Annotated in this window: 18 protein-coding genes and 1 pseudogene; 13 read left to right on the top strand and 6 right to left on the bottom strand. The window is 54.4% G+C overall.

Translation table 11 applies throughout. From position 1 onward, the window contains the following. Positions 1-2: 2 nt before the first annotated feature. Positions 3-1,892, top strand: coding sequence for a pyruvate dehydrogenase complex dihydrolipoyllysine-residue acetyltransferase (gene aceF / locus WM46_RS14255; protein ID WP_061076443.1), 1,890 nt, complete (start codon positions 3-5; stop codon positions 1,890-1,892). Between the two features lie 199 nt (positions 1,893-2,091). After that, positions 2,092-3,519 carry a dihydrolipoyl dehydrogenase gene (lpdA, locus tag WM46_RS14250; RefSeq protein WP_061077979.1) on the top strand — a complete coding sequence of 476 codons (1,428 nt, stop codon included), beginning with the start codon at positions 2,092-2,094 and terminating at the stop codon, positions 3,517-3,519. A gap of 56 nt (positions 3,520-3,575) precedes the next feature. On the opposite strand, the gene WM46_RS14245 is transcribed toward lpdA, so the two are convergent. Together WM46_RS14245 and WM46_RS14240 are read right to left on the bottom strand one after the other, a co-directional pair. Next, complete coding sequence (locus WM46_RS14245) at positions 3,576-4,367, bottom strand: DUF2950 family protein (protein WP_102602604.1); 792 nt, start codon at positions 4,365-4,367, stop codon at positions 3,576-3,578. Between the two features lie 12 nt (positions 4,368-4,379). Next, positions 4,380-6,029 carry a DUF3300 domain-containing protein gene (locus WM46_RS14240; protein WP_102602603.1) on the bottom strand — a complete coding sequence of 550 codons (1,650 nt, stop codon included), beginning with the start codon at positions 6,027-6,029 and terminating at the stop codon, positions 4,380-4,382. Positions 6,030-6,427: 398 nt separating this feature from the next. On the opposite strand from WM46_RS14240, the gene acnB reads away from it, so the two are divergent. The 7 genes from acnB to WM46_RS14200 all read left to right on the top strand — a co-directional run bounded on the left by acnB (position 6,428) and on the right by WM46_RS14200 (position 13,991). Further along, a complete protein-coding gene (gene acnB / locus WM46_RS14230; RefSeq protein ID WP_061076446.1) occupies positions 6,428-9,025 on the top strand; it encodes a bifunctional aconitate hydratase 2/2-methylisocitrate dehydratase in 2,598 nt (865 codons plus the stop codon). Between the two features lie 174 nt (positions 9,026-9,199). Next, entirely contained in the window at positions 9,200-9,562 is a 363-nt protein-coding gene (gene yacL, locus WM46_RS14225; protein ID WP_042997907.1) for a protein YacL, read from the top strand. 180 nt (positions 9,563-9,742) lie between these two features. Continuing rightward, on the top strand, positions 9,743-10,696 hold the full coding sequence (locus WM46_RS14220) for a 2-keto-3-deoxygluconate permease 1 (protein WP_061076447.1): 954 nt from the start codon (positions 9,743-9,745) through the stop codon (positions 10,694-10,696). Beyond that, positions 10,693-11,964, top strand: coding sequence for a D-threonate kinase (gene dtnK, locus WM46_RS14215; RefSeq protein WP_061076448.1), 1,272 nt, complete (start codon positions 10,693-10,695; stop codon positions 11,962-11,964). Before WM46_RS14220 ends, dtnK begins: the two co-directional genes overlap by 4 nt. Beyond that, entirely contained in the window at positions 11,954-12,937 is a 984-nt protein-coding gene (locus WM46_RS14210) for a D-threonate 4-phosphate dehydrogenase (protein WP_102602602.1), read from the top strand. The genes dtnK and WM46_RS14210 overlap by 11 nt, the downstream gene beginning before the upstream one ends. Before the next feature lie 9 nt (positions 12,938-12,946). Then, positions 12,947-13,714, top strand: a complete 768-nt coding sequence (locus WM46_RS14205; RefSeq protein WP_102602601.1) for a DeoR/GlpR family DNA-binding transcription regulator — start codon at positions 12,947-12,949, stop codon at positions 13,712-13,714. A 31-nt stretch (positions 13,715-13,745) separates the two neighbouring features. Beyond that, positions 13,746-13,991 carry a YmjA family protein gene (locus WM46_RS14200; protein WP_061076451.1) on the top strand — a complete coding sequence of 82 codons (246 nt, stop codon included), beginning with the start codon at positions 13,746-13,748 and terminating at the stop codon, positions 13,989-13,991. A 12-nt stretch (positions 13,992-14,003) separates the two neighbouring features. Here WM46_RS14200 and WM46_RS14195 read toward each other — a convergent pair. Further along, a pseudogene (locus tag WM46_RS14195) lies at positions 14,004-14,482 on the bottom strand (NUDIX hydrolase). Positions 14,483-14,609: 127 nt separating this feature from the next. Between WM46_RS14195 and WM46_RS14190 the strand changes: the two are divergent. After that, the gene (locus WM46_RS14190) at positions 14,610-15,365 is read left to right on the top strand and encodes an alpha/beta fold hydrolase (protein ID WP_102602600.1); all 756 of its coding nucleotides are present in this window, start codon (positions 14,610-14,612) and stop codon (positions 15,363-15,365) included. Positions 15,366-15,428: 63 nt separating this feature from the next. On the opposite strand, the gene speD is transcribed toward WM46_RS14190, so the two are convergent. The 3 genes from speD to WM46_RS14175 all read right to left on the bottom strand — a co-directional run bounded on the left by speD (position 15,429) and on the right by WM46_RS14175 (position 17,557). Continuing rightward, a complete protein-coding gene (speD, locus tag WM46_RS14185) occupies positions 15,429-16,223 on the bottom strand; it encodes an adenosylmethionine decarboxylase (protein WP_102602599.1) in 795 nt (264 codons plus the stop codon). Between the two features lie 15 nt (positions 16,224-16,238). Further along, a complete protein-coding gene (gene speE, locus WM46_RS14180) occupies positions 16,239-17,105 on the bottom strand; it encodes a polyamine aminopropyltransferase (protein ID WP_102602598.1) in 867 nt (288 codons plus the stop codon). A gap of 104 nt (positions 17,106-17,209) precedes the next feature. Next, positions 17,210-17,557, bottom strand: coding sequence for a YacC family pilotin-like protein (locus WM46_RS14175; RefSeq protein ID WP_000846617.1), 348 nt, complete (start codon positions 17,555-17,557; stop codon positions 17,210-17,212). 165 nt (positions 17,558-17,722) lie between these two features. Here WM46_RS14175 and cueO point away from each other — a divergent pair, with 165 nt between their 5' ends. The 3 genes from cueO to WM46_RS14160 all read left to right on the top strand — a co-directional run bounded on the left by cueO (position 17,723) and on the right by WM46_RS14160 (position 21,547). After that, entirely contained in the window at positions 17,723-19,282 is a 1,560-nt protein-coding gene (gene cueO, locus WM46_RS14170; protein ID WP_102602597.1) for a multicopper oxidase CueO, read from the top strand. Positions 19,283-19,444: 162 nt separating this feature from the next. Continuing rightward, positions 19,445-19,966, top strand: coding sequence for a hypothetical protein (locus WM46_RS14165; RefSeq protein ID WP_102602596.1), 522 nt, complete (start codon positions 19,445-19,447; stop codon positions 19,964-19,966). A gap of 276 nt (positions 19,967-20,242) precedes the next feature. Beyond that, the gene (locus WM46_RS14160) at positions 20,243-21,547 is read left to right on the top strand and encodes a glycoside hydrolase family 28 protein (protein WP_102602595.1); all 1,305 of its coding nucleotides are present in this window, start codon (positions 20,243-20,245) and stop codon (positions 21,545-21,547) included. Positions 21,548-21,560 lie beyond the last annotated feature (13 nt).

The raw sequence follows: 21,560 nt of genomic DNA, 5'->3' as shown, positions 1-21,560 counted from the left end.
TAATGGCTATCGAAATCAAAGTACCGGACATCGGGGCAGATGAAGTTGAAATCACCGAGATCCTGGTCAAAGTGGGCGACAAGGTTGAAGCCGAACAGTCGCTGATCACCGTAGAAGGCGATAAAGCCTCTATGGAAGTCCCGTCTCCGCAGGCTGGCGTTGTTAAAGAGATCAAAGTCTCCGTTGGTGACAAAACCGAGACGGGCAAACTGATCATGATTTTCGATTCCGCTGACGGTGCAGCAGCCGCTGCACCTGCTCCGGCAGAAGAGAAGAAAGAAGCCGCTCCGGCAGCAGCACCTGCAGCCGCAGCAGCGAAAGAAGTCCATGTCCCAGACATCGGCGGTGACGAAGTTGAAGTGACTGAGATCATGGTCAAAGTGGGCGACACCATCGCCGCTGAACAATCCCTGATCACCGTAGAAGGCGACAAAGCGTCTATGGAAGTGCCGGCTCCGTTCGCGGGCGTCGTGAAAGAGATCAAAATCAACACCGGCGATAAAGTGTCTACCGGCTCTCTGATTATGGTCTTCGAAGTGGCGGGCGCTGCGCCTGCTGCCGCTCCCGCTCAGGCCGCTGCTCCAGCAGCCGCTGCGGCTCCTGCAGCCACTGGTGCGAAAGACGTTAACGTACCGGACATCGGCGGTGACGAAGTTGAAGTGACCGAAGTGATGGTGAAAGTGGGCGACAAAGTGGCCGCTGAGCAATCACTGATCACCGTAGAAGGCGATAAAGCTTCTATGGAAGTCCCGGCTCCGTTCGCGGGTACCGTTAAAGAAATCAAAATCAGTACCGGCGACAAAGTGAAAACCGGCTCTCTGATTATGGTCTTCGAAGTGGAAGGCGCAGCACCTGCTGCTGCCGCGCCACAGCAGGCTGCCGCACCGGCTCCGGCCGCTGCACCAGCACCAGCTGCCGCTGCTCCAGCAGCGAAAGCCGAAGGCAAATCTGAGTTTGCTGAGAACGACGCTTACGTTCATGCGACCCCGCTGATTCGCCGTCTGGCGCGCGAGTTCGGCGTGAATCTGGCGAAAGTGAAGGGCACCGGCCGTAAAGGTCGTATCCTGCGCGAAGACGTTCAGACTTACGTGAAAGACGCTGTCAAGCGTGCGGAAGCCGCTCCGGCAGCCGCTGCAGGTGGCGGTATCCCGGGCATGCTGCCGTGGCCGAAAGTCGACTTCAGCAAGTTTGGTGAAATCGAAGAAGTGGAACTGGGCCGCATCCAGAAAATTTCTGGTGCTAACCTGAGCCGTAACTGGGTGATGATCCCACACGTTACCCACTTCGACAAAACCGATATCACCGACCTGGAAGCGTTCCGTAAACAGCAGAACGCTGAAGCTGAGAAGCGCAAACTGGACGTGAAATTCACCCCAGTGGTCTTCATCATGAAGGCGGTTGCTGCGGCGCTTGAGCAGATGCCTCGCTTTAACAGTTCGCTGTCTGAAGACGGCCAGCGCCTGACGTTGAAAAAATACATCAACATCGGTGTGGCGGTTGATACGCCAAATGGTCTGGTGGTTCCGGTATTCAAAGACGTGAACAAGAAGAGCGTTACCGAGCTGTCCCGTGAACTGACCGTGATCTCCAAAAAAGCGCGTGACGGTAAGCTGACGGCTGGCGAAATGCAGGGCGGTTGCTTCACCATCTCCAGCATCGGCGGCCTGGGTACTACCCACTTTGCACCAATTGTGAACGCGCCTGAAGTCGCGATCCTCGGTGTATCCAAGTCGGCGATGGAGCCGGTGTGGAACGGTAAAGAGTTTGTACCGCGTCTGATGATGCCGATCTCTCTGTCCTTCGACCACCGCGTGATTGACGGTGCAGATGGTGCGCGTTTCATTACCATCATTAACAATATGCTGTCTGACATTCGCCGCCTGGTGATGTAAGCAAAAAAGCCGGCCCGACGGCCGGCTTTTTTCTGGTAATCTCATGATGGTTTTGGGGTTATTAGTGCTAAAGATAAATCGTTGCCGTTTTGTTGTTTCAAAATTGTTAACAATTTTGTAAAATACGGACGGATAGAACGACCCGGTGGACGATGGGCGACAAGACCAGGGATCCCCGGAAATAAATTAAGAGGTCATGATGAGTACTGAAATCAAAACTCAGGTCGTGGTACTTGGGGCAGGCCCCGCAGGTTACTCTGCAGCCTTCCGTTGCGCTGATTTAGGTCTGGAAACCGTAATCGTAGAACGTTACAGCACCCTCGGCGGTGTTTGTCTGAACGTCGGCTGTATCCCTTCTAAAGCACTGCTGCACGTAGCCAAAGTTATCGAAGAAGCCAAAGCGCTGGCGGAACACGGTATCGTCTTCGGCGAGCCGAAAACCGATATCGACAAGATTCGTACCTGGAAAGAAAAAGTAATCACTCAGCTGACCGGCGGTCTGGCGGGTATGGCGAAAGGCCGTAAAGTGAAAGTGGTTACCGGTCTGGGTAAATTCACCGGGGCGAATACCCTGGAAGTAGAAGGTGAGAACGGTAAAACTGTGATCAACTTCGACAACGCGATCATTGCGGCGGGTTCCCGTCCGATCCAGTTGCCGTTCATTCCGCATGAAGATCCGCGCGTGTGGGATTCCACCGACGCCCTGGAACTGAAATCCGTACCGAAGCGTCTGCTGGTCATGGGTGGCGGTATCATCGGTCTGGAAATGGGTACCGTGTACCATGCGCTGGGTTCAGAGATTGACGTGGTTGAAATGTTCGACCAGGTTATCCCGGCGGCTGACAAAGACATCGTTAAAGTCTTCACCAAACGCATCGGTAAGAAATTCAACCTGATGCTGGAAACCAAAGTGACTGCCGTTGAAGCGAAAGAAGACGGTATTTACGTTTCCATGGAAGGCAAAAAAGCCCCTGCTGAAGCGCAGCGTTATGACGCCGTGCTGGTGGCAATCGGTCGTGTGCCGAACGGTAAAAACCTCGACGCTGGCAAAGCAGGCGTGGAAGTGGACGACCGTGGTTTCATCCGCGTTGACAAACAACTGCGCACCAACGTGCCGCACATTTTTGCTATCGGCGATATCGTCGGTCAGCCGATGCTGGCGCACAAAGGTGTTCACGAAGGTCACGTTGCCGCTGAAGTTATCGCCGGCATGAAACACTACTTCGATCCGAAAGTGATCCCATCCATTGCCTACACTGAACCAGAAGTGGCATGGGTAGGTCTGACCGAGAAAGAAGCGAAAGAAAAAGGCATCAGCTACGAAACCGCCACCTTCCCGTGGGCTGCTTCTGGCCGTGCTATCGCTTCCGACTGCGCAGACGGTATGACCAAACTGATTTTCGACAAAGAAACTCACCGTGTCATCGGTGGTGCGATTGTCGGTACCAACGGCGGCGAGCTGCTGGGTGAAATCGGTCTGGCGATCGAAATGGGCTGTGACGCAGAAGACATCGCGCTGACCATCCACGCGCACCCGACTCTGCACGAGTCCGTGGGCCTGGCGGCAGAAGTGTTCGAAGGTAGCATCACTGACCTGCCGAACGCGAAAGCGAAGAAGAAGAAGTAATCTTCAGCCTTCCGGCAACGAAAAAAGCGGCGTAAATGCCGCTTTTTTTATGTCTGTTACTCCACTGGCTTCCATGGATCGTGAGGCGTAAATTTCTCTATCGCGATGGCTTTTAGCCCGCTATCTTCCCCTAAATCCGTCTGATACACCCGGTCATCCTGACTTACCATAAAGCTCATCACACCCGTTTCGCCCCATGTAACCGGCCAGGCGAGCAGCGCAAATCCTTTCGCGTTGTCGCTGGCAATGATGCGGAAATAGTAGCCGTGATACCCTTCACCAGGCGAATCAGGGCTGAAGGCCGGTCCTAACGGACTGGGCGTTTCGCCGGGTTTGACAGGCCAGTACAGACCGTCCTGTTGACCGGCATGGCTGATAATTCGGGTGGCAAAAGCCTGTTTGCGCTGCCAGTAGTCATACTGGGCGTCGACATAGGCACGCATGGCCTGTATCGCCGAGAGTTCATTGCGACCCACCGTTCGGGTGAGGATCTCATCCTGCGCGGCAGACATATCAAAATGCCAGCCCTTACTTGCCTTCACAATGGGGATGGGCAACTGCCAGTTTTCCTGACCGACGTTCAGGTGGGCCACGTTACCTTGTTGCACAATCTGATGGCTGACCTTCCAGTCGCGGTTAAAGCGGGCGATAGCTTCCGGATCCGCGCCTTCCGGAGGTAAAAACTGTCGCCAGTCATCCCCCAACAGAGCGGTCAGCTGCGTGTCGTTATTCCCGGCAATCGCACGGGCAAAGGCGTTGGCCGCCTCGCCTGGCGTGGCGAACATCTGCTGGGCGTAGCTCATTAACGGCAGCGAGAGCAGCAGGGTGCTTAACAGTACTTTTTTCATTATCGGCTCCCGTTAGCGACGGCGAAATTCATGGTGTTCAGAAGCGCGTTCGCGCGCGTGAGCACGTTGTTCAGTGCTGACATTACTCAGACGACGGCTTTCCTGACCACGCTGTTGCTGCGATTGCCAGTTCGGTGAGCGACTGTCATTGCCGCTAAAGGCATTCGCCCGGTTTTGCTGGAACGTCTGTTGACGCTGCTGCGGCGAGGAGGACTCGATACGCTGGCGTGCCGTATCCCGCTGCGATTGTGAGACCGGGTGTTGCTGCGCTTTAGTCCTGAGATCGTCACGATGCTGTTGTTGTGCCGGCGAGGTCGATGGTTTCAACGTCTGCTGCGCGCTCTGACGGCGAGCGTTGTTGTCGTCATAGCCGCGATAGTTATTACGCTGGGCAACCTGATTCAGCTGTTGAGACGCCGCTTTACGCTGGGCATCACGCGTTGCGGCCGTCGGTTGCTGAGGGAGCGCTTTGGTGGCATCCGGATGACGCTGTTGCAGTTGCGCCATCGCCGCCTGACGCTGGCTGTCCCGGGAGGTAGTCGCAGCAGGCTGCTGCGTGGCGCTGAGACCGCCGCTGACGTTGGTCGGGTGGAAACGCTGCGCAGTCGCCTCATTCTGATACGGAACCCCACCCCGCCAGGCCGGGTTGTGCTGCCAGGTCATGTTCTGTGTTTTCAGATTCTGCCCGGAAATACGGTTGAAGTTATCGACGTTGATATTGATGTTATCGCCATTGTGCTGATAGCCATTACCGCCATGGTGATCGTCGTCATGATGGTGATCGTCATCGTGGTGATGGTCATCGTCATCCCAGTCGATATTGCTGAACAGCGCATAGGTGGTGGCGACGCCAAGGCTGTAGCCGAATCCCTTAACAAAACTGCCGGCAAACTGTTCGCCTGGCGTAGGCGGCATATACACTGGCGGATACGCGGTGTTGGGCCAGGCACCATAAACCGTGGAGGGGTTATAGCTGGGGACGTACACCACCTGCGGATCCGCAGGTTCAATTTTTATCACCGTGGAGGCCGGGGCGGCGGAAACGGCGCCGGACTTTGATGCGGAGGCGGTGGTTGAGGGCGTTGCTGCGACGCTCTTTTTCGGCGTGCTGGTTACCGTCTGCTGCGGAGTGGATTTCAGCGAGCCGGTTTGCTGGGCCAGTAAGCGCAGGCGCTGCACTGAATCCATCACATCCTGCGGTTGCGCCAGAAACGCATCACCGAGGTTTTGCACCCACTCCGTGTTTTCCCCCATCAGCGTCATGAGTTGCGGAAATGCGACCAGCGACTTCACGCTGGGATCCCACGGCTGGTTTGCGACAGCCTGAATGGCGGCATCGCCTTGTTGTGTCGGATTATCGCGCGACCATTGTACTGCCTGGACGACATTAGCCGGATAGGTCGAGGCCATCAGCACCTGAGAAAGCAGCGGGTCCGGATAGAGGGCGATCGGCGCGACCCATTGATCGATTTGCGCCGTGGTAAAGCTCGTTTTCGCGACCGGAGAGGGTTCGACAGGCACGGGCGGTTGCGCGGCGGCGGGCGTCGAGGGCTGAGTCGGGGCTTCCGGTGTGCGGCTTTTGACATACAGCACGCCTGAAGCAGCAAGTAGCCCGGCGCTACAGATCAACGCAAGCACGTGGGGTTTAAAGGGCAACGTCATATTCTTACTCCCGATTTCCTGGAAATCGCAATGGTCGAAGTGCTGCCACCCGCAGGTGCAGTGTTGCGTGAGTATAAAGAGACGATAGTTTAATTTTTGACTAATCTTGGGATCGGTAAAGCAGAGTGATTATAAGAATGCGAAATAGTGTGACGATTCGTAACAGCGATTAATTCCCCGCTTCTGAAATCGAAAAGGGCATTAGACCATCCTTAACGATTCAGCCACTTTTTTATGTTGCTTTTTTGTAAACAGATTAACACCTCACTAAAATCCTGTTATTCTGCCCATTGCGGTACCGGGCATTTACCCTACAAACTGCTGTCTCACAGGAGCGTGAAGAGAATCGCCCATCGATAAAGCGCCGCACTATGACAATGAGAGCGAGGAGAACCGTCGTGCTAGAAGAATACCGTAAGCACGTAGCAGAACGTGCCGCCGAGGGGATTGTGCCCAAACCCTTAGATGCAACCCAAATGGCCGCGCTCGTCGAGCTGCTGAAAGCACCGCCTGCGGGCGAAGAAGAATTCCTGTTAGACCTGTTGATCAACCGTGTTCCCCCGGGCGTCGATGAAGCCGCCTATGTCAAAGCTGGTTTCCTCGCTGCCGTCGCGAAAGGCGAAACGACTTCCCCACTGATTACGCCTGAAAAAGCGATTGAACTGCTCGGCACTATGCAGGGTGGTTACAACATTCATCCGCTGATTGACGCCCTGGACGATGCTAAACTGGCGCCGATTGCCGCCAAAGCGCTCTCCCATACGCTGCTGATGTTCGATAACTTCTATGACGTAGAAGAAAAAGCCAAAGCAGGGAACGAATATGCGAAGCAGGTGATGCAGTCCTGGGCGGAGGCCGAATGGTTCCTGAGCCGTCCGCCGCTGGCTGAAAAAATGACCGTCACTGTTTTCAAAGTCACCGGTGAAACCAACACCGATGACCTGTCTCCGGCACCTGATGCCTGGTCTCGTCCGGATATCCCGCTGCACGCGTTAGCGATGCTGAAAAACGCCCGTGAAGGCATTGAGCCGGATCAGCCGGGTGTCGTTGGCCCGATCAAACAGATCGAAGCCCTGGCGAGCAAAGGCTACCCGCTGGCTTACGTCGGTGACGTCGTCGGGACGGGTTCTTCACGTAAATCCGCCACCAACTCCGTGCTGTGGTTCATGGGCGATGACATTCCTCATGTGCCGAACAAGCGCGGCGGCGGCCTGTGCCTCGGCGGTAAAATCGCCCCTATCTTCTTCAACACCATGGAAGATGCAGGCGCACTGCCAATCGAAGTGGATGTGTCAAACCTGAACATGGGTGATGTGATTGACGTTTACCCGTTCAAAGGTGAAGTCCGTAACCATGAAACCGGTGAACTGCTGGCCAGCTTTGAACTGAAAACTGACGTGCTGGTTGATGAAGTCCGTGCGGGCGGTCGTATTCCGCTGATCATCGGCCGCGGTCTGACCACCAAAGCGCGCGAAGCGCTGGGTCTGCCACACAGCGATGTGTTCCGTCAGGCGAAAGACGTGGCGGAAAGCAGCCGTGGTTATTCACTGGCACAGAAAATGGTTGGCCGTGCGTGCGGCGTCGCCGGTATCCGTCCGGGCGCGTACTGCGAACCGAAGATGACCTCTGTGGGTTCTCAGGACACCACCGGCCCAATGACCCGTGACGAACTGAAGGACCTGGCGTGCCTGGGCTTCTCTTCCGATCTGGTGATGCAGTCTTTCTGTCACACCGCCGCTTATCCGAAGCCGGTTGACGTCACCACGCATCACACGCTGCCTGACTTTATTATGAACCGTGGCGGTGTTTCGCTGCGTCCGGGCGATGGCGTGATCCACTCCTGGCTGAACCGTATGCTGCTGCCGGATACCGTCGGCACCGGTGGTGACTCCCACACCCGTTTCCCAATTGGTATCTCCTTCCCGGCGGGCTCGGGTCTGGTGGCGTTTGCTGCGGCGACCGGCGTCATGCCGCTGGATATGCCGGAATCGGTGCTGGTGCGCTTCAAAGGCAAAATGCAGCCGGGTATTACCCTGCGCGATCTGGTACACGCCATTCCGCTGTATGCGATCAAACAAGGTCTGCTGACCGTTGAGAAGAAAGGTAAGAAGAACATCTTCTCTGGCCGTATTCTCGAAATCGAAGGTCTGCCGGATCTGAAAGTTGAGCAGGCGTTTGAGCTGACCGATGCGTCCGCCGAGCGTTCTGCGGCAGGGTGCACCATTAAGCTGAACAAAGAGCCGATCGTGGAATACCTGACCTCCAACATCGTTCTGCTGAAGTGGATGATCGCGGAAGGCTACGGCGACCGTCGTACGCTGGAACGTCGTATTCAGGGTATGGAAAAATGGCTGGCAGAACCTGAACTGCTGGAAGGCGATGCGGATGCAGAATATGCCGCGGTGATCGACATCGATCTGGCCGATATCAAAGAGCCTATCCTTTGTGCGCCGAACGATCCGGACGATGCGCGTCTGCTCTCTGATGTTCAGGGCGATAAAATCGACGAAGTGTTCATTGGTTCCTGCATGACCAACATCGGTCACTTCCGTGCGGCCGGCAAGCTGCTGGATGCGCACAAAGGCCAGTTGCCGACTCGTCTGTGGGTGGCGCCGCCAACCCGTATGGATGCGGCACAGCTGACTGAAGAGGGCTACTACAGCGTCTTTGGTAAGAGCGGTGCGCGTATTGAAATCCCGGGCTGTTCACTGTGCATGGGTAACCAGGCGCGTGTTGCAGACGGCGCGACGGTGGTATCGACCTCCACGCGTAACTTCCCGAACCGTTTAGGTACCGGTGCGAACGTCTACCTGGCGTCTGCGGAACTGGCGGCGGTTGCGGCACTGATTGGTAAATTGCCGACGCCGGAAGAGTACCAGACCTATGTGGCGCAGGTGGATAAAACGGCAGTCGACACCTACCGTTATCTGAACTTCGACCAGCTCTCTCAGTACACCGAGAAAGCAGACGGTGTGATTTTCCAGACAGCGGTGTAATGCGCTAACGCATTTCGCGTAAAAACGCATCAATGCCCGGTGAAGCGTGCTTCTCCGGGCATTTTTATTTCCATTCCTTATGCGCGATCCGCTTTTTTTCTGCGTCCAGGCTGCGATAATTAAGACAAGGCGCAATGCGGTAATGGCGCATTGCCGGGAGCAGAGGACTACATTATGGATTACGAATTTCTGCGCGATGTTACCGGGCGGGTTTTGGTACGCATGTCCATGGGTCACGAAGTGGTCGGGCACTGGTTTAATGAAGAAGTGAAAGAAAACCTGGCCCTGCTGGACGAAGTGGAACAGGCGGCTCACGCGGTGAAAGGCAGCGAACGTTCCTGGCAACGGGCGGGGCACGAATATACGCTCTGGATGGATGGCGAAGAGGTGATGATCCGCGCCAATCAGCTGGAGTTTACCGGCGACGAAATGGAAGAAGGGATGAATTACTACGATGAAGAGAGCCTGTCGCTGTGCGGCGTTGAGGATTTCCTGCAGGTGGTAAACGCCTACCGGGAATTTCTACGTCAATCCTGAATTCTTTCAATCATCATTGAAGCCGGGCGTCTGCGTCCGGCTTTTTTTTGCCGAAAAATGATTGTTTGATTATTATTAATCATTTTAAAACTGTGATCTGGCCCATTTGTGATCTAAAATTGATTAAATATAATCGTTGTGATTTTATTTAATCACAACACAACAACAGGCGGGAAGACCATGAACATCAAGAAGGCAATAGAACGCGTACCCGGCGGCATGATGGTCGTGCCATTGGTTATCGGTGCCATTATCAATACCTTTGCCCCGCAGGCGCTGGAGATCGGCGGATTTACTACCGCGCTGTTTAAAAACGGCGCCGCGCCGCTAATCGGTGCATTCCTGTTGTGCATGGGCGCAGGGATCAGCGTGAAGGCGGCACCTCAGGCTTTATTGCAGGGCGGTACGATCACCCTGACCAAACTGCTGATCGCCATTGCGATCGGTCTCGGTGTTGAACATCTGTTCGGGGCGGAAGGGATCTTTGGCTTAAGTGGACTGGCGATTATTGCTGCCATGAGCAACTCGAATGGAGGGCTGTACGCGGCGTTAGTCGGCGAGTTCGGTAACGAGCGTGACGTCGGCGCAATCTCTATTCTGTCTCTTAATGACGGCCCATTCTTTACGATGATCGCGCTGGGTGCTGCGGGAATGGCCAACATTCCGATCATGGCGCTGGTGGCGGTACTGGTTCCGCTGGTGGTTGGCATGATCCTCGGTAACCTCGATCACAACATGCGTGACTTCCTGACCAAAGGCGGACCGCTATTGATTCCGTTCTTTGCCTTTGCGCTGGGGGCTGGCATCAACCTCGAAATGCTGTTGCAGGGCGGTCTGGCGGGCATCTTGCTCGGTGTATTGACCACGTTCGTCGGCGGCTTCTTTAACATCCGCGCAGACCGTCTGGTGGGCGGTACCGGGATTGCCGGAGCGGCGGCCTCCAGTACCGCCGGTAATGCCGTCGCAACGCCGCTGGCGATAGCCCAGGCTGACCCTTCTCTGGCGGAAGTCGCTGCTGCCGCCGCGCCATTGATTGCCGCCTCCGTGATCACTACCGCTATCCTGACGCCAATCCTCACTTCGTGGGTTGCCAAAAAACAGGCCCGTCAGGTTGCTCAGGAGAATAAAGCATGAAAATGATCGTTATCGCCGATGACTTTACGGGCTCTAACGATACCGGCGTGCAACTGGCGAAAAAAGGCGCACGCACGGAGGTGATGCTCACCCCGACGCAAAAGCCTTCCCGTCGTGCTGATGTGCTGGTGATCAACACAGAGAGCCGGGCAATCCCGGCGGCGCAAGCCGCGCAGGCGGTACAGCAAGCGTTAGCCCCTTGGTGTGAAGGGGTAACCGCGCCGCTGGTGTATAAAAAAATTGATTCTACGTTTCGTGGCAACGTCGGCGCAGAGGTGACGGCGGCGATGCGCGCTGCTAACCGGACGCTGGCTGTGATTGCTGCGGCGATCCCCGCCGCAGGGCGCACAACACGTGATGGACGGTGCCTGGTCAACGGAACGCCATTACTGGAGACCGAATTTGCCAGCGATCCCAAAACGCCGATTATCTCTTCGCGTATTGCGGAACTGGTCACGTTGCAAAGTGACATTCCGGTGCATGAAGTGTCGCTCGACGATGTCCGCCGTGGACGACTGAGCGCGCTGTTAGTCGCTTTCGCAGCAGAAGGCGAGTGCATGGTGGTGGTGGATGCGGTTGAGGACCGTGATTTGTCGCTGATTGCGCATGCTATCTGCGAGCAGGAGGCTCTGCCGTTACTGGTCGGCGCCGCCGGGCTTGCCAATGCCCTGCCGGTCCGCCTGTTTATGCAGGAAAAGCAAGCGTTGCCGGTGCTGGTCGTCGCGGGTTCGATGAGCGAAGCCACGCGACGTCAGGTAAACAAGGCGCTGTGTCAGGACCGGGCAAAGGTTGTCGATATCGATGTCTCCCGGCTGGCCTCTGCTGATTTCGAGCAGGAGATAGCGTCGGTGGTGGAGCAGGCCTGCGCGTTACTGAGCCGTCAGCACCATACGATTTTACGTACCAGTCGGTGTGCGGACGACCGACAGATGATCGACACGCTGTGTGCCAGCGTCGGGATGAGTCGTCAGGCGCTTGGCGAACGGTTAAGCCAGCGTCTTGGAATAATCACTTTACGCATTATTGAGCAGGCGCGTATTGGCGGCCTGTTCCTGACCGGAGGGGATATCGCGACCGCCGTTGCCAGCGCGCTGGGGGCGGAAGGCTATCGCATTCAGAGCGAGGTGGCGCCGTGCATTCCGTGTGGAACGTTCGTGAACAGCGAGATTGACGATCTGCCGGTGATCACCAAAGCGGGAGGATTCGGCTCCGACAGTACCCTTTGTGATGCGCTTTATTTTATTGAGGAGATGTACAGTGGTAACTAAAACCGTCGCGATTACGATGGGCGACCCTGCGGGGATCGGCCCGGAAATTATTGTTAAAGCGCTCAGTGAAGATGAACTCAGCGGCGCGCCGCTGGTGGTGGTGGGATGCCTGCAAACCCTGAAGCGGTTGCAGGCCAACGGTCTGGCGGAGGGTGTGACGTTTCGCGCCATTACGCAGGTGGCGGATGCCCGCTTCGCGCCAGGCGTGATTCATGTGATTGATGAACCGCTGGCGCACCCGGAGGCGCTGGAGCCGGGTAAAGTGCAGGCACAGGCGGGCGATCTGGCTTATCGCTGCGTAAAACGGGCAACGGAACTGGCGATGAAAGGCGACGTCCATGCCATCGCCACCGCGCCGTTGAACAAAGAAGCCCTGCATCTTGGCGGACACCATTTCCCCGGACACACCGAGCTGCTGGCGACGCTGACGGAAAGTCGCGACTACGCGATGGTGCTTTACACCGATAAGCTGAAAGTCATTCACGTTTCCACCCATATCGCCCTGCGTAAGTTCCTCGATACCCTGAACGGTCAGCGCGTGGAGACCGTCATTGGTATCGCCGATACCTTCCTGAAGCGCGTTGGTTATGTGCAGCCGCGTATAGCCGTGGCTGGGGTGAACCCGCATGCCGGTGAGAACGGGCTGTTTGGCGATGAAGAGATTCGCATCGTCGGTCCGGCGATTGAGAACATGAAAGCAAAGGGGATGGATGTTTACGGTCCATGCCCGCCGGACACTGTGTTTTTGCAGGCGTATGAAGGTCACTATGACATGGTGGTGGCGATGTACCACGATCAGGGCCATATCCCGCTGAAGCTGCTTGGTTTTTATGACGGCGTCAATATCACCGCCGGTTTGCCGTTTATTCGCACCTCTGCCGATCACGGGACGGCATTTGATATCGCCTGGACGGGAAAAGCAAAATCTGAGAGCATGGCCGTATCGATTAAACTGGCAATGCAACTGGCATAATTTCCTGTTATGAAAGGACAACACCGTCTGGATCAGATTGTGGCGTATTTGAAAAATCATACGCTGGTTACCGTGGAACAACTGGTGGATGCCGTTGACGCCTCTCCGGCAACGATCCGTCGCGATCTGATCAAACTGGATGAACAGGGGGTGATCAGTCGCAGCCATGGCGGTGTGGCGTTACGGCGCTTTGAAGCGGTGCAACCGACGACCAACGAGAAGCAACTGCGATCGCCCGCCGAAAAACGGGCGATTGCGCGTTATGCGGCCTCGATGGTGCATGCGGGCGATGCCGTGGTGCTCGATGCCGGTACCACGATGCTGGAGCTGGCAAAATGTTTAACCCATCTTCCCCTCAGAGTCATTACCGTTGATCTGCACATCGCCTTGTTTTTATCCGAGTTCCGCCAGATAGAAGTGACCATTGTCGGTGGGCGAATTGATGACAGCAGCCAGTCATGTATCGGCGAGTTTGGCCGCAAAATGCTGCGCAGCGTCTATCCCGATATCGCGTTTATGAGCTGTAATACCTGGAGTATGGAAAAGGGCGTGACCACGCCGACAGAGGACAAAGCGGGACTGAAGCAGGAAATTATCGCCAATGCGCAACGGAAAGTGCTACTGGCCGACAGCAGCAAATACGGCGCGCATTCGCTGTTTAACGTGGCTTATCTCAGTCGCTTTACCGACGTCATTACCGATGTTAATTTACCGCAAGCCGTGCAGGCCGAACTGAAAGCGCAATCCGTCGCCCTGACGCTGGTACAGCCTGAGTAACTAACGTTGGGATAACCCCAGGAGATGAGTGATGGGTAATGAAATACCACTGAAATATTATGACATTGTGGATGAGTATTCGACGGAATGTGCGAAACCCGTAGACGATTCAGAACGCGAGCCTCTGGCGCGCTATTTTCAGTTACTGATTACGCGTTTGATGAATAACGAAGAGATCAGCGAAGAGGCGCAGCAAGAGATGGCCAGCGAAGCGGGCATTGACGCGCAACGCATCGATGAGATCGCGGAATTCCTCAATCAATGGGGAAATGAATAGTCCCTGTTGAGATTATTTTGATGAGGACACGGAATGCGTTTCGTCGTGTCCGCGTCTCTCGAGCACCCCGATGATTAACTCACGAGGGAATATGGTTTCTTTCGTTTCCCTGAGTTCTTCTATCGACCACCAGTATTGTCCGCGAATCACTTTTTGTTCATTGCCGCTCCATCCCGAACGGTCAGTCTCCTGGCTTTCAACACCGATAATGAAGAAACGCTCATCTGCCAGTACGGTTTCCCCGCTGGGCAGCATCATGGTGAAGGTTTGGGAAGCAATTTGCGGGCCGGCGGTCGCTCTGATTAACCCTGTTTCTTCATGCAGCTCTCGTAGTGCAGCTTGCTCAAATGTTTCTTTTTCCTCAAGTCCTCCCCCGGTGTAGCCCAGTAGGAACGCCCGTTCAGAGCATCATCTTCATGGTGAAAATGAAAAAGCAGAACCTTATTCTCTGAAGAGAGAATAAGGAGTCGTGACGACGGGCGCGTACGCATTGTGTTTCCCTTTTTATTTTCTTAATTTATGCATTCAACCCTACCAGAGTAGAGGCAAATCAACATCACCAGTCTATTCTGTCCGTTCGGGTAAAATCTATTCGATATAATCAAAAAGGAATACCGAATGCAGAGTTTATTCTCATTAACGGCAGGCGCCTGCGTCCATTGGCATGATTTACCTGGCCAGGGTATTCCGATTGTCTTTATTCATGGACTCGGATGCGCTTCTTCTTATGAGTATCCGCGAGTCGTGATGGATCCTGCATTCGGCAGGCAACGTACCATCCTGATTGATCTTCCCGGATATGGTTTTAGTGATAAACCTCGTGAATATGATTACAGCATTGCTCATCAGGCGGAAGTCGTTATAGAAGTGATTAATGACTTACAGCTTTCCCTTTGCCATCTCTACGGTCATAGCATGGGGGGCAGCATTGCAATAGAAGTTGCAGAGCGACTGGATGATCGCGTGGGGAAACTGCTGGTATCGGAACCCAACTTTCATTCTGGCGGTGGCATATACAGCCGTCTGCTTGTCGAAAAGCCAGAAGCTGAATTTATCTCGCGAATCTACGATGAAATTCTGGCGAACCACACATCGCCGTGGAAGGGGTCAGCGCAAAATGCCGCCCCGTGGGCACTGTGGCGGGGAGCGAAAAGTTTAATTGATGGCGCTTCGCCATCGTGGATGGACACTTTCCTGAGATTGTCCTGTTCACGCGCGCTGGTTTTTGGCGAACATTCTTTACCGGACAGTGACTTTCAGTATGTCAGCGATAACGACATCCCTGTTGCCATCGTGCCCGACGCCGGGCATTCAATGTCCTGGGAAAATCCGTCGGCGCTGGCGGCGGTATTACACCATTTATTGAATCAATGAGCGTCTCTGTTCATAAGCTGGGCTCTCTGCTCAGGAGCGTTGACACGCTCCTGAGGGTTTTGCTTACACGCCCGGTATATTGCGTGCGTAATAGATCTCACGCATCTCTTTCCACAGTGCCGCGGTAATCTCTTTACGCTCTGCTGTCGTTAAGTCTTCCGGTCTGGTGTGGAACATGTAGTGCTTAAGGTCAAACTCTTTAAGCAGCATTTTGGTATGGAAGATATTTTCCTGATACACGTTCACATCCACCATGTCATATAACGACTTCATATCCTCAGACATAAAGTTCTGGATGGAGTTAATCTCATGATCGATAAAGTGCTTCATCCCGTTGATATCACGGGTAAAGCCACGCACGCGATAATCGATGGTCACGATGTCGGATTCAAGCTGGTGGATCAGGTAATTCAGCGCCTTCAATGGGGAAATCACACCGCAGGTTGAAACCTCAATATCGGCGCGGAAGGTGCATAATCCGCCTTCCGGGTGGCTTTCCGGATAGGTATGCACGCAAATATGGCTCTTATCAAGATGGGCGACTACCGTTTCCGGCAGCGGGCCGGGATGCTCGGTTTTATCAATTAGCTGCGGATCGACAGGTTCTTCGCTCACCAGAATGGTGACGCTGGCACCCTGAGGTTCGTAATCCTGACGGGCGATATTCAGGATATTGGCGCCGATGATGGAACAGGTTTCTGACAGAATTTCGGTCAGGCGGTTGGCGTTGTAGAGTTCGTCGATATAGGCGATGTATCCGTCGCGCTCTTCGGCGGTTTTGGCATAGCAGATATCGTAAATACAAAAACTCAGACTTTTAGTCAGGTTGTTAAAGCCATGCAGTTTCAGTTTTTTCAATTTCTTATCTTCTCCTTAGGACGATGCTGTCGCCAGCGCGTCTTGCAGATACTGAGGTAAGGCAAACGCTGCCGTGTGGATTGCCGGGTTGTAATAGCGACACTTAAGGCCGGAGGTGTGAAAACGCGCCTGGATGATTTCAGTCGACAGGTGGCGCAACGCTTCATTATCGGTCGCCCATGCGAAGGTCATTATGCCGCCGTAGTAGGTGGGGATCGCCGCCTGGTAGAAGCCGACGTCGGCGAAGTAATGGCTGAGCTTACGGTGGCTGTCGAGGGCTTCATCCTGTTGCAGGAAGCAGACGCCGTTCTGGGCGACAAAGATCCCACCCGGATTCAGGCAGCGTTTACAGCCTTCGTAGAATGCTGAGGTGAACAGACTCTCGCCGGGACCGATCGGATCGGTACAGTCGGAGATGATCACATCAAACGTGTTCTGCGTCTGGTTGACGTAGTTCACGCCGTCGTCGATTACCAGTGTAAAGCGCGGATCGTCATAGCTACCGGCGTTGTGGTTGGGCAGATACTGGCGGCAGAACGAGACAACGCCTGCATCGATTTCCACCATCGTGATGGTTTCAACGTTTTTGTGCCGGGTGACTTCGCGCAGCATCGCACCGTCGCCACCGCCGATAATCAGCACGTGCTTCGCGTGACCGTGCGCCATCAACGGAACGTGGGTCATCATCTCATGATAGATAAACTCATCGCGCTCGGTGGTCTGCACCACGCCGTCCAGCGCCATTACGCGACCAAAGGCGGCGTTTTCAAAGATGATGAGATCCTGATGCTCGGTCTTCTCGTGATAAAGAACGTTATCGACGGCAAAGTACTGCCCAAACTGGTCGTGTAGCGTTTCATGCCACTGTGGTTTTTCGGCCATGGGGTGATGCCTCCTTTGTTAACACCCGTAAAAAAAGGGCGCAACATCATAGCTAACAATGACCGTTGATGCACGGTCATTATTTCAGCAGTATGGACGGGAGGTTATTTGACGTAAGCCAGCAGGCTCAGGGAGTCGCGCGCCAGCGCTTTGCATTTTTTGGCGACAGGGATACCGATACCGCTGAGATCGCGGTAGCTGTCTTCGCCGAGGGATTTCATATCGAAGGTGTCGTAATTGCTGAGGTCCCACTGGTTTTGCTGAGCAAAGAAGACCAGTGCGCGACGAATCTGCCCGTTGGGTAAATTCTGGTAGCCGCAGTCATTTTTCAGAAAGACAAAAACGGCCGTCAAATCGGCCATATCTTCGGCTTCAGATTCACTGAGCGCATAGCTGTTTGCGCATACGGCCATCAGGCTGCCGAACAACACGGTTCTGAAAAACGTCTTCATTGCTTCTACCACTGCATCACGGAAAGTCAACGTTAGCATACTGGAGGCGAAGCGACGACTTTTATTCTCTTTTAAGTGATATCCCTGGCTTGACCTTGCCGTAAGGGGAGGGTCTATGCTCAGAGATTAGCGTTATTTCGCCTGCAGCAAAATAAGGAAATAATTATGCAACGTCGTGATTTCTTAAAATATTCTGTGGCGTTGGGGCTGTCGTCAGCCTTACCGCTCTGGAGCCGCACCGTCTTTGCCGCCCAACGCCCCACGTTACCCATTCCCGAGCTTCTCACTGCCGACGCGCGTAACCATATCTCGCTGATGGCGAAAGCCGGTCAGTCGACCTTTGGCGGAAAAACGGCAACCACCTGGGGCTATAACGGCAATCTGCTCGGGCCTGCGCTGAAGCTGCAAAAAGGTAAAGCGGTGACGGTGGATATCCATAATCAGCTTCAGGAAGAGAGCACGCTGCACTGGCATGGACTCGAGGTGCCGGGTGAGGTGGATGGCGGACCGCAGGGGATTATCCCGGCGGGCGGAAAACGTACCGTCACGTTTACGCCGGATCAGCGGGCGGCGACCTGCTGGTTTCATCCTCATCAGCACGGGAAGACCGGGCGTCAGGTGGCAATGGGCTTAGCGGGTCTGGTTCTGATTGAAGATGAAGAGATTCATAAGCTGCTGCTCCCGAAGCAGTGGGGGATCGATGATGTGCCAGTCATCGTGCAGGACAAACGGTTTGATGCCACCGGACAGATTGATTATCAGCTTGATGTGATGACGGCTGCCGTAGGCTGGTTTGGCGATACGCTGCTGACCAATGGCGCCATTTATCCTCAACATGCTGCGCCGCGAGGCTGGTTGCGTCTGCGATTGCTTAACGGCTGTAATGCGCGTTCACTCAATTTTGCCGCCAGCGATAAGCGTCCGTTGTACGTCATCGCCAGCGACGGCGGGCTGCTGGCGGAGCCGGTTAGCGTCAACGAACTGCCCATGCTGATGGGCGAGCGTTTTGAAGTGCTGGTGGACGTCAGTGACGGTAAACCGTTTGATCTGGTTACCCTGCCGGTCAGCCAGATGGGGATGGCGATTGCGCCGTTTGATAAGCCGCATCCGGTCATGCGTATTCAGCCGGTTGCTGTGAATGCTTCCGGTACGCTGCCGGACACCCTGAGTTCAATGCCCGCGTTGCCTTCTGTTGACGGGCTGACGGTGCGTAATCTGCAACTGTCGATGGATCCAATGCTCGACATGATGGGGATGCAGATGCTGATGAAAAAGTACGGCGACCAGGCGATGAGCGGAATGGCGCACGGGCAGATGCAGGGGCATGGGGGCAACATGCAGCACGGTGACATGAGCCATATGAACCACGGTGGGTCATTCGATTTCCACAATGCCAATAAGATCAACGGCGTGGCTTTTGATATGAACAAACCGATGTTCGCGGCGAGCAAAGGGAAGGTTGAACGCTGGGTGATTTCCGGAGTGGGCGACATGATGCTGCATCCGTTCCATATTCACGGCACGCAGTTCCGCATCCTGTCTGAGAACGGCCAGACGCCAGCGGCACATCGTGCGGGCTGGAAAGATACCGTTCGGGTGGAAGGCGGCGTCAGCGAAGTGTTAGTGAAATTTGATCATGCCGCGCCCGAAGAGCATGCCTATATGGCGCACTGTCATCTGCTGGAACATGAAGATACCGGAATGATGTTAGGCTTTACGGTATAAGCAGCCGGAGGGCGACTCCGGCTTTCCCGGAAATCGCTCTCCATCAGAGATAAGAATAATATCATTATCATCCGTAATCTCTGAAAACAGATTTTGGGTGGTATCTTTATTCATGTCACCGGATATACTCGCGAAATCGAATCATTAAACCTGAGGTGAAAAATGGATATTTTCCGTAAGATTGTGGCGGCGTCTTTTGCTATGTTAGTGGCGATTTCTGCTCATGCCGGAATGGACATGGAGCGAAAAAACTTTCCTGAGCTGAAGTTAAGCATCGAAATTCCGCAAACGCTGACGCCCATGTCGGCGGAAATGGCGAAAATTAAGTACCCGTCCGAGAATCGTCCGCAGATCATTTATGGCGATGAGAGAGGTAAAGCCTCACTGGGTGTGACGGCGGGTCGCAACGCATTGCCTGCCGCGCAGCTGGATATGATGAAAGATGCGTTGTTGAAAATGTTAGCTAACTACAAACCGGAGGCGGAGGCCGTTACGGTTGACGGGCATAAAGCATGGTTACTGACTTTCCGCTCTCAGGCTGCGGATAGCGAAATTCTGAATCTGATGCTGATTACCAGCGAAGACAATAAAGCCGTCCAGGTTGCCTTTAATATGACGAAGGATTTAGTTGACCAGTATCAGGATGTCGCAAAAGCATCATTAATGTCGCTGAAGTTTGACTAATCATTATCGCTGAATATCGATAAGCGCCCGCAAGTATCGCGGGCGTTTTGCTTTTTTCTGCATATTAATTTCTGCTAATAATCTTCTTTCGTCTGTACATTCATTATATTTATCATTGATCTGCATAAAAAACGTGACGCTTGTGAATGGGGATTCCCCCCGTTATTTTATTTCTCTATCCGTTAAATCGTGGACCTGCGCGGGGAAGGGAAGCGACGCTGAATAACTTCAGTGGCACCAGCCCATCGCGCCATAAGTGAGAGAGGGATTGCATTCATGTCCGTACAACTTGATGTCAAAGATTTTGGGGCGACGGGTGATGGCCTTGTCAAAGACACCCACGCAGTGCAAAGGGCTATCGATAGCGGGGCGGCACAGGGTGTTCCGGTCGTTATTTCTCCGGGGACTTACCTGGTCGGTTCGTTATTCCTGAAGGAAGGCAGCCAACTCCATTTCGCGCAGGGAGCGACTTTGCTGGGATCGACGGATATCGCCGACTATCCGGAGATCCCGACGCGTGTGGCGGGCGTTGAAATGATATGGCCGGCGGCGATAGTGAATGCCATTGTGGTGAACAACATTGTCATCTCCGGCCATGGTAGGATCGATGGTCAGGGCGCGCACTGGTGGGATCTCTACTACGGCCCGGACAAAGCGAGCGGACTGCGCGTCGATTACGACAACCAAGGATTACGCTGGATTGCGGACTATCTCATTAAGCGGCCGCGCGCCTGCCTGATTTACAAAGCCGAAAACGTCGCGATTACCGATTTAACCTTTGAGCGCGCCGGGTTCTGGAATTTACAGATAACCTATGCCAATAACGTGGTTGTCAGCGGGGTAACTATTCGGGATAACCACGGGCCGAGCACGGACGGCATTGACATTGACTCCTCCCGCCATGTCCGCGTCACGCAATGCGATGTGTCGTGCGGCGACGATTGCATCGTGATCAAGTCGGGTCGTGATGGGGATGGATACCGGGTTGGGCGAATTGCCGAACATATTGAAATCGACCACTGCATTATTCGCTCGGGCTACGGTGTGACGCTGGGCAGTGAAGTTAGCGGCGGAATACGCAACGTCTATGTGCACGATATTACTTTCGAAAACTCTGACTGCGGGCTACGCATGAAGTCGTCGAAGGAACGAGGTGGGTTTGTTGAAGACGTGGTCGTGGAAAACCTGCGGATGCGTAATGTGCAATTTCCGTTCTCCTGGATTATGGACTGGCATAACGCCTATAACCGCAAACGGTTCGACAATATTTCGGAGCTGCCCGACGCCTGGCAGGCGGTGGCGAGGCAGATCCCGGAACCGTTACAGATGACCAAAGTGCGTAATATTCGCATCAGCCATGTTGATGCCACGCTGGAGGCGGATTATCGCTTACCGGCGCGTGCGTTCGATCTGGTGGCATTTGCACAAAAACCGATGGAAGCTATTCGCTTCAGCCACTGCCGGATCGAGGCGAAAGAATTTGGGCGTATCGTGGCGGTAAACGATCTGCGCTTTGATGATGTGGTGGTCTCTGTTGCGGGGGAAAATAACGGCGTGAATGATACGTTTGATAATCGCTGACATAAAAAAGACA

Origin of the sequence: Citrobacter freundii complex sp. CFNIH2 (genome assembly GCF_002880615.1) — a bacterium.
Taxonomy (GTDB): domain Bacteria; phylum Pseudomonadota; class Gammaproteobacteria; order Enterobacterales; family Enterobacteriaceae; genus Citrobacter_A; species Citrobacter_A amalonaticus_F.
This window is presented reverse-complemented; position numbering and strand designations above follow the sequence as displayed.